The 12,843-nt window shown below is 62.6% G+C and carries 13 protein-coding genes; 7 read left to right on the top strand and 6 right to left on the bottom strand.

What is annotated here, in order from left to right; translation table 11 throughout:
• Both ACH2EI_RS03325 and ACH2EI_RS03320 read left to right on the top strand, forming a co-directional pair.
• Window positions 1-693: serine hydrolase domain-containing protein (locus tag ACH2EI_RS03325; protein WP_395159125.1), on the top strand; the 693-nt coding region annotated here is incomplete at its 5' end.
• A gap of 2 nt (window positions 694-695) precedes the next feature.
• Window positions 696-1,151, top strand: a complete 456-nt coding sequence (locus tag ACH2EI_RS03320; RefSeq protein ID WP_395152916.1) for a hypothetical protein — start codon at window positions 696-698, stop codon at window positions 1,149-1,151.
• Between the two features lie 53 nt (window positions 1,152-1,204).
• Here ACH2EI_RS03320 and ACH2EI_RS03315 read toward each other — a convergent pair whose 3' ends face one another.
• Window positions 1,205-1,930 carry a PIG-L deacetylase family protein gene (locus tag ACH2EI_RS03315; RefSeq protein WP_395152915.1) on the bottom strand — a complete coding sequence of 242 codons (726 nt, stop codon included), beginning with the start codon at window positions 1,928-1,930 and terminating at the stop codon, window positions 1,205-1,207.
• 104 nt (window positions 1,931-2,034) lie between these two features.
• On the opposite strand from ACH2EI_RS03315, the gene ACH2EI_RS03310 reads away from it, so the two are divergent.
• Complete coding sequence (locus tag ACH2EI_RS03310) at window positions 2,035-3,297, top strand: cytochrome P450 (protein ID WP_395159123.1); 1,263 nt, start codon at window positions 2,035-2,037, stop codon at window positions 3,295-3,297.
• Window positions 3,284-3,754 carry a hypothetical protein gene (locus tag ACH2EI_RS03305; protein WP_395152913.1) on the top strand — a complete coding sequence of 157 codons (471 nt, stop codon included), beginning with the start codon at window positions 3,284-3,286 and terminating at the stop codon, window positions 3,752-3,754. The genes ACH2EI_RS03310 and ACH2EI_RS03305 overlap by 14 nt, the downstream gene beginning before the upstream one ends.
• Window positions 3,755-3,760: 6 nt before the next feature.
• On the opposite strand, the gene ACH2EI_RS03300 is transcribed toward ACH2EI_RS03305, so the two are convergent.
• Window positions 3,761-4,363 carry a thymidine kinase gene (locus tag ACH2EI_RS03300; RefSeq protein WP_395152912.1) on the bottom strand — a complete coding sequence of 201 codons (603 nt, stop codon included), beginning with the start codon at window positions 4,361-4,363 and terminating at the stop codon, window positions 3,761-3,763.
• Window positions 4,364-4,388: 25 nt separating this feature from the next.
• Window positions 4,389-4,556, bottom strand: coding sequence for a hypothetical protein (locus ACH2EI_RS03295; RefSeq protein WP_395152911.1), 168 nt, complete (start codon window positions 4,554-4,556; stop codon window positions 4,389-4,391).
• 225 nt (window positions 4,557-4,781) lie between these two features.
• Here ACH2EI_RS03295 and ACH2EI_RS03290 point away from each other — a divergent pair, with 225 nt between their 5' ends.
• The 3 genes from ACH2EI_RS03290 (at window position 4,782) to ACH2EI_RS03280 (ending at window position 8,422) form a co-directional block, all read left to right on the top strand.
• On the top strand, window positions 4,782-6,695 hold the full coding sequence (locus ACH2EI_RS03290; protein ID WP_395152910.1) for a 2-oxoacid:acceptor oxidoreductase subunit alpha: 1,914 nt from the start codon (window positions 4,782-4,784) through the stop codon (window positions 6,693-6,695).
• Window positions 6,692-7,711 carry a 2-oxoacid:ferredoxin oxidoreductase subunit beta gene (locus ACH2EI_RS03285; protein ID WP_395152909.1) on the top strand — a complete coding sequence of 340 codons (1,020 nt, stop codon included), beginning with the start codon at window positions 6,692-6,694 and terminating at the stop codon, window positions 7,709-7,711. Before ACH2EI_RS03290 ends, ACH2EI_RS03285 begins: the two co-directional genes overlap by 4 nt.
• Before the next feature lie 66 nt (window positions 7,712-7,777).
• On the top strand, window positions 7,778-8,422 hold the full coding sequence (locus ACH2EI_RS03280; protein WP_395152908.1) for a CDP-alcohol phosphatidyltransferase family protein: 645 nt from the start codon (window positions 7,778-7,780) through the stop codon (window positions 8,420-8,422).
• On the opposite strand, the gene ACH2EI_RS03275 is transcribed toward ACH2EI_RS03280, so the two are convergent.
• The 3 genes from ACH2EI_RS03275 to ACH2EI_RS03265 all read right to left on the bottom strand — a co-directional run bounded on the left by ACH2EI_RS03275 (window position 8,371) and on the right by ACH2EI_RS03265 (window position 12,828).
• Window positions 8,371-9,225, bottom strand: a complete 855-nt coding sequence (locus ACH2EI_RS03275) for a cobalamin biosynthesis protein CbiG (RefSeq protein WP_395152907.1) — start codon at window positions 9,223-9,225, stop codon at window positions 8,371-8,373. The two genes, ACH2EI_RS03280 and ACH2EI_RS03275, sit on opposite strands and share 52 nt — an antisense overlap.
• A gap of 8 nt (window positions 9,226-9,233) precedes the next feature.
• A complete protein-coding gene (locus ACH2EI_RS03270; RefSeq protein ID WP_395152906.1) occupies window positions 9,234-9,887 on the bottom strand; it encodes a hemolysin III family protein in 654 nt (217 codons plus the stop codon).
• A gap of 67 nt (window positions 9,888-9,954) precedes the next feature.
• Complete coding sequence (locus ACH2EI_RS03265) at window positions 9,955-12,828, bottom strand: ATP-dependent DNA helicase UvrD2 (protein ID WP_395152905.1); 2,874 nt, start codon at window positions 12,826-12,828, stop codon at window positions 9,955-9,957.
• Window positions 12,829-12,843: the final 15 nt, after the last annotated feature.

Genomic DNA, 12,843 nt, shown 5'->3' with positions numbered 1-12,843 from the left:
GTCGAAGAAGGCATCGTCGACCTCGACACCGTCATCGACGAGCGATTCGCCGGGCAGCCTGGCTGCACGATGCGACACCTCCTGAGCCATGCAGGCGGGTACGGCTTCATGGGCACCGATCCGATTGCGGCGCCGGAACGTACCCGCACATACTCGAACGGCGGTGTCGAACTCGCTGCTGCTTGGGTCGAGTCGCATGCTGACATGCCCTTCGCCCAATACCTCTCGCTCGCCGTGTTCGAACCGCTCGGCATGACCTCCGCCGAGTTGATCGGATCCCCGGCATATGGGGTATGGGCTTCGGTCCACGACGTGGTGCGATTCCTTGCTGAGGCACGCACTCCACGCATCCTGGCATCGGCAACCGCCGACGAAACTGTCCGTGTTCAGTTCCCTTCACTCGGAGGTATGGTTCCGGGCGTGGGCCGCTATGAACGGTGCCCTTGGGGCCTTGGATTTGAGATTCGCGGTGATAAGTCGCCGCACTGGACAGGCACGCGCAACGACCCGACCACGTACGGCCACTTCGGGGGTTCCGGCACGATGATGTGGACCGACCCAGCCGCCGACGTGTCGCTGGTTGCGTTGACCGACCGCCCCTTCGATCAGTGGTCGGGCGATGCGCTCCAACACTGGCCAGAGCTGTCTGACGCCGTCCTCGACGAGTTCGCAATAACAGAGCCTGTGAGCTGACCATGTTCCACCACGGTGATCGAGTTCGTTACGCCACAACTGGCGACGACGGGTTCCCCGTGGTGCGCTACGGCTTTGTCGGTGGGATAGCAGCCGAGGGTGGCCCGGTCGTGGTCATGCTTGACGGCGAGTTGGACGGCGACGTCGTCGACGTCGACACGCTCCAGCCCGTACATATCTCCAATGTGACGCTCACGCTCGAAGGCACGGACCTTCTGGAAGATCCGGCGCTACGTCAGGGCCTCATCCATCTGTGGGCCGCCGAGGCAGAGTCAGCCGGCTTGGAAATCAGTGCAATGCACGCGATGGGCACTGGCGTCGGTGACAGCTGCCAGGGCTTTACTCTCGCCGAACTCACAAGTGCTGGCGAGCCGTACGTACTCACGGCCGGCCCGTGCCCGAGCGACCGCGACGCCGTGCTCGTACACGCCGCACGGCCGCACGGCTACCGCCTGTAACGCCGTCAGCAACTGGAGTCGCGGTGTCGATCGACGAGCACGTCATCATCGAACTATTTTGTATCGACCACTCGGAATGCTTCTGCACTTGAGCCTTCAGGCCGCCCTCGCTCCGCTGCGATGCTCTTCCACCACTCACGCACCCGTTCTTCCATCGCGTCCGGATCACGATGCTGGCTCTCGTGGCAGCGCAACGCACGGATCTTGCGGTCGAGTTGCTCGGTGATATCGACGAAGTCGTTCGCCTCAGCTCCGAGCATCACCCAGACTTCGCTCACCGCCCAGTCTTCGAGCTGGGCACATTCGGTCCCGGGGAAGGCGAACGGGTTGCGTGCGTCCGGGTAGACGGCACACATCGTCGCTTCGCCCGTGGCGATGTGGTCGGGATGCGAACCATAGGTCGAATCGAGGTTGCGCAGTGGGTTGTGTGTGATCACGACCTGTGGGCGCACCTCGCGAATGACCTTGCTGATGTCGTGGCGCATTGCCATGTCAGCAACCGCTGCGCCGTCCATATGGCCGAGGAAGACGAGCCGGGTAACCCCCACCGCAGCCGCCGCGTTGGTCTGCTCTGTACGACGGATAGACGCCATCTCGTCGCGTGGGATCGAGTGATCGAAACCACCCGCTTGACCATCGGTCACGAGGCAGTACACCACCTCGATGCCAGCGTCGGTCATGTTCGCGACCGTGCCTGCTGCGCCGAAGTCGACGTCGTCCGGGTGCGCCGTGACGACGAGAACACGTTCGATTTCAGAGAGGTTCATCATCGACGTCATTTAACCATCACGCACAGCGAGCAGTTGGCCCAGCCGCTCAAGTCGTCAGAAACGAAGACGGAGGACTCTGCAATACGGGGTCGCTGTTATCTACAGTGCGACCCATGCCGCCCAACCCTGCCGACATTTCCCTCGACCAGATCGACCTCTCCAACATGGAGTTCTGGGCGGGGCCGCGCGATATGCGCGAAGCCACCTTCAAGCTGCTTCGTGACACCCCCGAACTTCAGCACTTCGAAGAACGCGTCATCGAAGACTCGCCGTTTCCACCGGGTGCTGGCTACTACGCACTCACACGACACGAAGACATCTGGGCCGTCAGCCGCAACGCCAAGCTCTTCTGCTCTGGCCAAGGTTCGAACATCGGCGACCTCCCCCAGGAAATGAGCGAGTTCTTCGGGTCGATGATCAACATGGACGACCCAAAGCACTACCGCCTCCGCTCGATCGTCTCAAAGGGCTTTACACCGAAGGAAGTCGCCAAGGTCGAAGCAATGGTCGTCGACAAGGCGAAGCTGATCGTCGAGCGGATCCAAGAACAATTCGCCGACAAAACGTGTGACTTCGTCGAGCACGTCGCAGCGGCACTTCCGCTCGAGATCATCTGCGACATGATGGGTATTCCTCCGGAGGACTACGGCCAGATTTTCGCCTGGACCAACACGATCCTCGGCATTGGCGACCCCGATTTCGTCACGTCCTACAACGACCTGATGACGCACTCGCTCGAAATGTTCACGTACGCCCAGACCCTGGGCGAGAGCCGCCGCGCCAACCCGCAGGACGACATCACGTCGGCAATGATGACCGCTGTCGTCGACGGCGAGGAGTTGACGCCCCAAGAGTTCGGCTCGTTCTTCATCCTGCTCGTCGTCGCTGGCAACGAGACGACGCGCAACGCGATCAGCCACGGAATGAAGGCGCTCACCGACTTTCCCGAACAGCGCGAACTGCTCTACGGCGACTTCGACACGCACGCCAAGACCGCCATGGAGGAGATGGTGCGGTGGTCAACCCCGGTGATCCACTTCCGTCGAACCGCGACCGAAGACACCGAGATCAACGGCTTCCCCGTACAGGCCGGAGACAAAATTGTCATGTTTTACAACTCGGGCAACCGTGACGAGCGCGTCTTCAACAACCCGCACCGGTTCGACATTGCCCGCTCGATGCAGCCCGCACAAGTCGGGTTCGGTGCTGGCGGCGCACACTTCTGCCTCGGCGCAAACCTCGCACGTCGAGAGATGACGATGATGTTCGATGAGATCCATCGCAGCCTCCCGTCGTTGCACATCACGGGCGAGCCCGCCTACCTGCAGAGCAACTTCATCAACGGCATCAAGCGGCTCGACTGTGCCTGGGCCTGACGACGCCGAGCGCTCGGAGTTGGCGCTCGTTCAACAACTCACCGTCGTTGGCTGGTTGTTGCTCGGTGGACAGTTTGGCTTCATGCTATTCCAGTTCGAACGTGTCCGCACCGCCGGCGGAACGCGCTTCGCGACGGCGTGGGATCAGCGCGTCGAGGTTCTGAGCTTCATGATGTTGCCGCCGAATCTGATAGTGCTCTTTCCTGCTGCAGCGGTTGCGATCGGAACGACCTGGCTCGCTGGTTCTACGCAACGCGGAGCATGGCTCGACACGTTGCTACGCGTCGTTGCGGGCGTCGCTGTCTCGATGGTCTTCATCGGATTCGCGGCAGTCATCGAAGTCTCCACACGCCCTGGTCAACTCGAGCTGGACTCGATCTTCCTCCGACTCGGAGGCATGTCGCTCGCCGCTGGCATCGCTTTGGGCTGCAGATTGGCTGATCAGCGCCGGGTGTGAACCGGTTCAGTCGCCGAGTTCGCCGTCACGGAAGTGGCTCCGACAAAGCAGTTCGTATCGGACAGCATCACCGAAGAGCGGCTGCGCGTCATTGTGTCGCGTGTCGCCAACGACGACGGTGTCGCCGACGTAGACGACAACGCCGTTGACGACGCGGGCGTTGTGGGTGGCCCGAGCACCGCACCAGCATCGCGCCTCAACCTGGAGTGGACTGTGTTCGTCGGCGAGTTCGAGCATGCGTTGCGACCCGGCGAAGAGCTTGCCCCTGAAATCGGTGAGGAGGCCGAACGCGTACACGTCAACCTCGAGGTCGTCGACGACCCGGGCCAACTGATCGCACTGCGCCTCGGTATAAAACTGAGCTTCGTCACAGACCATGTAGTGGATTGGCCAGTTGGCAACGGCGAGCGAGTAGACGTCGAGATCCGGCGCCACTTCGATCGCGGGTGCGGCAACGCCGAGGCGACTGGTGACCTGCTTGCCCTCGCGATCGAGGGTCGTCAGCAACAGCCCGAACAGCTGCCGGTTGGCCAGGTTATGGTGGATCTGCAGCGCAACGGTGCTCTTACCCGAGCCCATCGTGCCGAAGCTGAATCGAAGCGTCGCCATCTGGAGACGAACCTAGTCGCGTCCGTCAGTCGCCGGAGTCGTTCGCCGGACCGATTTCGGCGTTCGGATCAACGATGGCTGGCCCGTTGATTCCACCCGCCGGGGGCGGCGAGTCGTCAGCATCGCTTCCGCTGCAGCCGGTTGCCACAAGCAATGAGAAAACTACGCCGGCGGCGAGGACCTTTTTCTTCATGATGGCGACTGTACCGATCTACAGCAGGGCAGCGAGTCCATCAGACAGCAACGTCACTTCCGTCGCGGATTTCCCTCCCGGTTTTCCGTCGCGGTCCTCTGCCACCAGTACCCACACCCCGGTGCGCTACCGTCCTATCAAGCACGACCGGCAACGGTGCCGGGCAACAGGGTCGACATTGGGGGCAATGGTCGATCCACCTACATAGCCAATGGGGGCACACACATGACGGACACCATCGATCGGCCCGATGTGGCCGACGGAAATCGCGTACTCGACCATCTCATCGTGAGGTTTGCGGGTGACTCTGGCGACGGCATGCAGTTGACTGGCGATCGCTTCACTTCGGTCAGCGCATCGTTCGGCAACGACCTGTCGACCATGCCTGATTTCCCGGCCGAGATCCGCGCACCTGCCGGCACGGTCAACGGCGTGTCAGCATTCCAGGTCAACATTGCCGACCACGACATCACCACGCCGGGCGACGACCCAAATGTCCTTGTCGCGATGAACCCGGCCGCGCTGAAGGCCGATCTTCACCGCCTTGAAACCGGCGGCACGGTCATCATCAACGAAGATGCGTTCGGAGAGCGCAACTTGATCAAGGCGGGCTACCTCGACGCCGCCGGTGAAGCGGTCAACCCGCTCGACGACGACACGCTCAACGGGTACCGGGTGTTGAAGGTGCCCATGACGAGCCTCACCAAGAAAGTGTGCGAGCCACTCGGTGTGAAACCGCGTGATGCTGAACGGTCGAAGAACTTCTTCGCACTTGGCCTCGTGTCGTGGATGTACACCCGGCCGACCGAGCCGACCGAAGAATGGATCGACGAGAAGTTCGCCAAGAACGAGAAGGTTGCTGGCGCCAACAAAGCGGCCTTCCAGGCCGGCTTCAACTTTGGCGAAACGACCGAGGCGATCGGCCACCGTTACGAAGTCCGTCCGGCCAAGTTGCCGTCTGGCGAGTACACAAGCATCACCGGCAACATGGCCCTGTCATGGGGGCTCATCGCTGCCGCCCAGCAAGCCAACCTTCCGCTCACGCTTGGGTCCTACCCAATCACACCGGCGAGTGACATTCTCCATGAACTCGCCAAACACAAACACTTTGGCGTGCGGACCCTGCAGGCCGAAGACGAAATTGCCGCAGTTGGTATTGCGCTCGGTGCCGCCTTTGCTGGGCACCTTGCCGTCACCACGACGAGCGGGCCAGGGTTGGCGCTGAAAAGCGAAACGATCTCGCTGGCCTTCGCAATCGAGTTGCCGATGGTCATCGTCGACATCCAACGTGGCGGGCCCTCCACAGGGCTGCCGACAAAAACCGAGGCTTCCGACCTCAACATCGCGCTCTACGGACGCCATGGCGAAGCCCCGCTGCCGGTCGTTGCGTCGTACAGCCCAGCCCAGTGCTTCCACGCCGCGATCGAAGCGGCCCGGATCGCCCTGAAGTACCGCACCCCGGTCTTGCTGCTGAGCGACGGGTACCTCGCCAACGGATCAGAGCCCTGGCTCCTGCCCGACTTGGCTTCGCTTCCCGACATCTCGGTACCGTTCACCACCGAGATGAACCACGTCGACGACGACGGCAACGACGTCTTCTGGCCGTACCTGCGCGATGAGAACCTCGCCCGGCCCTGGGCTATCCCCGGAACGCCAGGATTGATGCACCGCGTCGGTGGCCTCGAGAAGAAAGACGGCACCGGCAACATCGACTACACGCCCGAGAACCACGAACTCATGGTCAAACTGCGAGCCGCCAAAATCGCAAAAATTGCCGAAGACATCCCACTCGCCGAAGTGCACGGTGACGCTGATGCTGACGTCCTCGTCGTCGGCTGGGGCTCGACCTGGGCTGCGATCGACGCTGCTGTACAACGCCGACGCCGGGTAGGGGTGAAGGTCGCGTCAACCCATCTCACCCACCTCAGCCCGCTTCCGCCGAACCTCGGCGAGATCCTCGGCCGGTACAAACGTGTGCTTGTCCCTGAACTCAACATGGGCCAACTCACCAACCTCTTGCGGGCCACCTATCTGGTTGACGCCAAGGCAATCACGAAGGTCCAGGGCCTGCCGTTCAAGTCACGGGAAATCGAAGCAGAAATCGATGAAGCAGTAGCAAGCACAGGGGGTATGTCATGAGCACGGCACAGGTCGCAGTGACCACGAAAAGCGATTGGACCAGCGACCAGGAAGTGCGTTGGTGCCCCGGTTGCGGTGACTATGGCATCCTGCTGGCGGTCCAGACCTTGATGCCCGAACTCGGGGTCAATCCGGAGAACACCGTGTTCATCTCAGGCATCGGCTGTTCAAGTCGGTTCCCGTATTACATGAACACCTACGGCATGCATTCGATCCACGGCCGCGCCCCGGCGATCGCCACAGGTGTCGCGACGGCCCGACCAGACCTCGATGTCTGGGTGATTACCGGCGACGGCGATGGCCTGTCGATCGGCGGCAACCATCTCATCCACGCGCTCCGTCGCAACGTCAACTTAAACATCCTGCTGTTCAACAACCGCATCTACGGGCTTACCAAGGGCCAGTACTCGCCAACATCAGAAATTGGCAAGGTTGCCAAGTCGACGCCAATGGGTTCGGTCGACGCGCCGTTCAACCCATTGTCGGTGGCGCTCGGGGCCGAAGCGAGTTTCGTGGCTCGCACGCACGATCTCGATCGCCAGCACATGATGGACACCTTCCGTGCAGCACATGCCCACAAGGGCGCGTCGTTCGTAGAGATCTATCAGAACTGCAACGTCTTCAACGACGGGCAGTTCGACGAGATCACGAAAAAAAGCGCGCGTGACGAAATGATGATCAACCTCGTCCACGGAGAACCGATCACGTTTGGAACCGACGGTCAGCGAGGTGTCGTGATGGGCAACGACGGGCAACTCCGCCTGGTCGAACTCGCCGACGTCGCTGCCGAGAACATCCTCGTCCACGACGCAACACGCGATGACCCTTCGCTTGCGTTCGCGCTTGCCCGGTTGAACTCTGACGATGCATCGCCGACGCCGTTCGGGGTCTTTCGTGATATCCAACGCACCGAGTACGCATCAGCGGTCAACGACCAAGTCATCGCTGCAAGCGAAGCCAAAGGCCCAGCCGACTTGCAGGCCCTGCTGCGATCGAACGGAACTTGGACGGTCTAGCCCATTGCGAAACTGATTGAGCATTGGCAGTCCAGACCGGCAGATAATCGGTTCACTAGAGCCTCAATGCTCGACCTCCGACTTCGCTCCACCAAGGAGCGCCTGCTCGCGCCCATCGCTGCACGCTGCCCCAGCTTTCTGTCGTCAGCGGCCGTATCGTTCCTCAGCCTCGTCTGCTGCGTTGGCGCTGGTGTCGCTGCCTGGAGAGGCGCGATCGTGCTCTCGGTCATCTTGTGGCTACTCGGACGAGTGCTCGACGGTCTCGACGGCGCGATCGCGCGAGCCAACGATTCCGCGAGCGACTTTGGCGGCTACGTCGACTTGCTGTTCGACACGATCGGGTACACCGCTGTGCCGCTCGGGATCGCGTTCGGTGTCGACCAACCTGGAACGTGGCAGATCGTTGCAGTGCTGCTCGGATCGTTCTACGTCAACTCCGTGTCGTGGTTGATGTTGAGTGCACTGCTCGAAAAGCGCGGCGAGCGGACGGGCCGCGAGCAGACCAGTGTCACGATGCCGGCAGGGCTGATCGAGGGAACCGAGACCATCATCCTGTTCACCATCGCGCTGGCCCTCCCCCAGCACGCCGATGTCACCTTCGTGGTGATGGCTACAGGAGTGACGATTGGCGTCCTCCAGCGCGCTCTCGCTGCCCGCCGTCAGGTGACTCCGAGCACCCAGCCCTCTTCGTCGAGGATGTCGTCGAGCTGACTCGTTTCGACCGCCGGCACAAAGAGCGCGCCGAGTGTGCCCGCTGCGTCCATGTCAACCAGCCGTTGCGCAGTCGCTTGAACCTGCGCCGCGTCTTTGACCATGCCTGGCGGAATGATGACCGGCCACCGCGATGGCCAGACCTCTGCTACCACGACGTCGGTATCGGTCGGTACGACCAATCCGGTGTCGAACGGCCAGACGCACAGTCGCTCGCCGAGGTTCCAACGCAACCGCTCGAGTGCAGCGATTCCGACCAGGCTCTGGCTGCCAACCGCTCCGGCACCGAGCAACTGCCATGCGGAGAACGGCCGGAGCCCCTCATCCCGGAGGCGGGCTTCGACGTAACGCCATTCCGGCGGCCATGCCCTCAAACGAGCTGGCTTGGTTGACGTCAGGTGGTCGGTGCGTTGTGCAGGCGGGCACCCCCAGAACGGACCGGGAGCGTCGTTGACCACCTTGGCGTTCAGGCCCGATGCCACGGCGAACCGGTTGTTCCGGTTGCGATCGTCATCACTGATTTCGGAACCAAGCAGCTCCCACATCGCTCGCCACGGTCGCCCCACAAGACCCAAAGCTTCAGTAGCGCCACGAGGAAACCCGAGCGAAAAGTCGACACCAATCAGCGTCGAGCGTCCGGAATTGGTTGCAGCGGTGACCTCGGTCAGCGCAGCGCGCCGCGTCGACGGGTTCGAAAGTTCGATGCCACCAGAGTCAGCGACGGCAATCCAAACGGAGTCGGCACCGGTCGTCGGTGTGCTGCGCGCACTCCAATCGACGACGACAATGCGCTCGAACAGCACAGGTTGATTCAGGCGAGAACGGAACTGACCGCAACGAAGTGCAGCCCGGCGGCGAGCACCGTGAACGAGTGCCACACCTCGTGGTAACCGAACACTGTCGGCCACGGGTTGGGCCGTTTGATCAGGAGCACGGGGAAGCCGATCGTGTAGGCGAGGCCGCCCGCAACGATCAACCCGAGTTGCACACCCGACAAGTTGTCGGCGAGTACCGGATACGCCACCGCCAGGGCCCAGCCCATGATTGGGTAGAGGGCGTAGCCAACCCACTGAACGCGCTGGAACCCACCGAGTTTGATCGTCATGCCAATAAGCGCAAGTGCACCGACGACCGACAGCATCGGAATCCCCCACGCATGCGGAAGTGCGACGAGGCACACGGGCACATAGGTGCCGGCAATCAGCAGGTAGATCATCGTGTGGTCGAGCCGCTGCATAATCCGGCGGACACGATCGGTGCGAGCGAGCCGGTGATAGGCCGCCGACGTTCCGAACACCAGGAGCAACGTTGCGGCATAGATCGACGCCGAAGTGCGCTCCGTCGCTCGGTCAGCCGAAAGAATCAACAAGACACCCGCCGGGATCGAGACGATAAACGCCCACGCATGCATCCTCCCACGCCACGTCGGGCGCTCAGCCAGTGGCGTCAGCGGACGAATTGTCATACAAATACCGTACCTTGACGTCGCAGACGGTCCCGGTCGGACGAGGTCGCTTCGGTCACGCTCGTACTCAGCGCTCAAGTGATTGCATTAACTCGGTCACGGCGTCGCCATACCGGTCGAGCTTGGCTGGCCCCACGCCCGAGATCTTCCCCAAATCGGAGCGAGTCGTCGGTGCCATCCGTGCAATCGAGACCAACGTCTTGTTGTCGAAGACAACGTAAGCCGGCTTGCCATCGCGCAGGCTGTTGCGAAGTTCCTTCAACGCGGCGAACCGGACTTGAGCCTCGGGGTTGAGATCAGCAGTCGGATCAGTCTTGCTCGCCGCCGAGCTGGACGGCTTCTTGACCGGCTCGGGGCGATGCGATGCGACGGCCCGACGCTCAGTCGGCTCGTTCGTCAACTCGCTGACGAACGGGCTCGGCGATGGGCCGGTCACAATGGTGGCGTGCGAACTCGCCCTGGTGATCGCCACATGGAAGAGGCGGCGTTCTTCTTCGACGTCTTCGGCAAGACGGTGTGGATACTGCTCGGCGTCGGCCAGATGGACCACCACGTGCGGCCACTCTTGACCCTTCACTCGGTGCACTGTCGACAGCGTCACGCCCCCGGGATCGCGACGCACGGCGAGGTGATCTCGCATCCACCCCTCGAACGACGCCGCGTCGTCATGCTGCGCTGCGAGGTGTTGGATGGCAGTGAGGTCGTCGCCCTGCGCGGCGCGGTTCATCCCGCGACGCTGTGCGTCAAGCGTGCCAACCGCTCCGGCAAGACCGATTTCGTCGATCAACGCGAACACAAGATCCGACGTCGGTGCACCGTCGCGCACCAACTTCTGCAACTTCTGAATGTCGGCGGCGAAATCGGTGACGCGTTCCTGGTCTCGCTCGTTCTTCAAACGGCTGGCGAGGCGATGCAGGTCGACGATGCTCCCCTGCTCGCACACCCAGTCGTTGATACGCGGATGGAAAGACCGCGACGGCCGACGGAGCGCCTCACGAATGTCGTCAGGAGAGAACGTGTCGCGGGTGGCCAAGCGCAACCACGAGAGCACAGCTCGCACCGACGTCCGGTCGGCGAACTCAAGGCCAACCCCGCCCGAGATGGGGATGCCCTGAACGGCCAAAGCGACCTGGACCGGCGCGAGGAGTGCGTTGACACGGGTCAGTACAGCGATATCGGACGCCGTGGAGCCACCTCGAAGCGCGGCCTCGACGGCCTCGCGGCTCGCACCGATCGGGTCGACCGCGGTATCGACCGACCACCCCGAGGCGTCGGTCGAGTTCGCCCGAATCGTCTTCGAGACACGCCGATCGTTGTGACGCAGCAGTCGGTCAACAACGTCGACGATTCCGGCCGGGCAGCGGTAGTTCACTTCAAGCGGGTGGCTGCCTGCGCCAGGAAACAGTTCGGCGAAGTCGATCAGCCAGGCCGGATCGGCACCGTTGTAGCCGTAGATCGTCTGGTCGTCGTCACCCACACCAAAGACCGCACCACCCGGCGATGCCAACAAACGGATCAGGAGCAGGTGGGCTGGGGTGAGGTCCTGGAACTCGTCGACGAGCATCATCCGACATGCCCGCTGAGCAACTCGACGAGCCTCAGGCTGCGACAGCAACACGAGGAGCGCTCGGTGGATCTGGTCGTCGAAATCAACCGCACGCTTTCGTTCCAGCGCGGCGCGATACCCAGGCCACGCTGCCGCCAGCCCCTCCACGTCACCGTCATAGCGAGCTTCAGCGTCGGCGGGAGCCACAAGCCCGAGACGGATCAAGCTGAGCGCCTCGATCCAAGGGGCAACGGGGTCGCTGTTGCGACGACGCGGAAACGACACCAGGTCGCCGATAATCCGACGAACATCGACTTCGTTGATCGTGTTCCACCGTGTCGGCTGCTGGGCAAACGGGGCGGCGCCGTTGACGATCGCCAGGGCCATGGCGTTGAGCGTTCGAACCTGGAGACCGGGCAGGTCGGGTGTCCGTTCGACCATCTCCTCCTGGGCACGCTTGTTAAACGCGACCAGGATCACGGCCGATACCGGAAGATTCCAGGTGCGGAGCAGATGTCGAGCTCGCTCGGTCAGCACACGCGTCTTGCCAGAGCCCGCCGGTGCAATGATGCGCGCCGCGCCGCCGCTGTGGGTGACAGCAGCGAGCTGGTCGGGTGCAAGGTCGGCGTCGGAGACGTTGTCCCCGGGCGGGGTAAACGAGCGGTGCTCAACCGCGACATCATGGAGGACTGCGACACCATCGACCGGATCGGTGTGGCGAATCGGCCCGCCGTCGAGCCAGAGCGGAGTTCCGTTTGGTGCGACGATGTCGCCCAGTTGGTCGCTCGCCGCAGCGGTTGCACCAGCAGCGACCGCACGATCGAGCGCAATCCAGGCGAACCGATCCTCACGCACGTCGACGGCATTCGACCAGACGGCGTGGTGCAGTGCTTCGAGTTCGAAAACAAAATCAGCACCCATCTCAAAGGGCTGCGCATCAGTCTTCAACATCGGCTCACGGTCGAAGTCGACAGCGAGTTCGATCACGAGACGCTGCCGCAAGTTGGAGGCGGCTCGCAGCGTGGCAAGCAACACGGTCGGTTCGGCCACGGCGGCGGCATCGACGACGACCCGCTCGGCACCGGCCCACGGCGCCGGGACAACGGTCGAGGCTGCGACAAGACAATTGCGCCCGAGCTGCGCTGGGCCTGCGCCAGCTGCGGTGACACCACGCTCGAAGCCAGAAACAACGGGGGTACTGGACACCTGACGCCGCGCTGCTGCCCGAGGCGGCGGAACGTCATCAGATGGTTCGGAGCTCGCACCGTCGCCAGGATCGGCGTCGGCGATTTCGTGGGCGACGGGCACCTCTTGCTCGCCGTTGTCGGCCCAGCACTGGCGTACCTGAACGGGCAAATCATGTTCACCCTTGCAGTACGCACACGCAATCGCCATCCCTCGGACTGTAGC

Origin of the sequence: Ilumatobacter sp., assembly GCF_041688325.1 — a bacterium.
Taxonomy (GTDB): Bacteria; Actinomycetota; Acidimicrobiia; order Acidimicrobiales; family Ilumatobacteraceae; genus Ilumatobacter_A.
Note: the sequence above shows the minus strand (reverse complement) of the source record. Positions and strands in the feature narration are given on the sequence as shown.

Excerpts from the sequence above, each read along its gene's own strand:
- ACH2EI_RS03315 (WP_395152915.1), bottom strand. The coding sequence starts at position 1,930 with ATGACGTCGATGATGAACCTCTCTGAAATCGAACGTGTTCTCGTCGTC.
- ACH2EI_RS03295 (WP_395152911.1), bottom strand. The coding sequence starts at position 4,556 with ATGAAGAAAAAGGTCCTCGCCGCCGGCGTAGTTTTCTCATTGCTTGTG.
- ACH2EI_RS03285 (WP_395152909.1), top strand. The coding sequence starts at position 6,692 with ATGAGCACGGCACAGGTCGCAGTGACCACGAAAAGCGATTGGACCAGC.
- ACH2EI_RS03320 (WP_395152916.1), top strand. The coding sequence starts at position 696 with ATGTTCCACCACGGTGATCGAGTTCGTTACGCCACAACTGGCGACGAC.
- ACH2EI_RS03300 (WP_395152912.1), bottom strand. The coding sequence starts at position 4,363 with ATGGCGACGCTTCGATTCAGCTTCGGCACGATGGGCTCGGGTAAGAGC.
- ACH2EI_RS03270 (WP_395152906.1), bottom strand. The coding sequence starts at position 9,887 with ATGACAATTCGTCCGCTGACGCCACTGGCTGAGCGCCCGACGTGGCGT.
- ACH2EI_RS03290 (WP_395152910.1), top strand. The coding sequence starts at position 4,782 with ATGACGGACACCATCGATCGGCCCGATGTGGCCGACGGAAATCGCGTA.
- ACH2EI_RS03265 (WP_395152905.1), bottom strand. The coding sequence starts at position 12,828 with ATGGCGATTGCGTGTGCGTACTGCAAGGGTGAACATGATTTGCCCGTT.
- ACH2EI_RS03310 (WP_395159123.1), top strand. The coding sequence starts at position 2,035 with ATGCCGCCCAACCCTGCCGACATTTCCCTCGACCAGATCGACCTCTCC.
- ACH2EI_RS03280 (WP_395152908.1), top strand. The coding sequence starts at position 7,778 with ATGCTCGACCTCCGACTTCGCTCCACCAAGGAGCGCCTGCTCGCGCCC.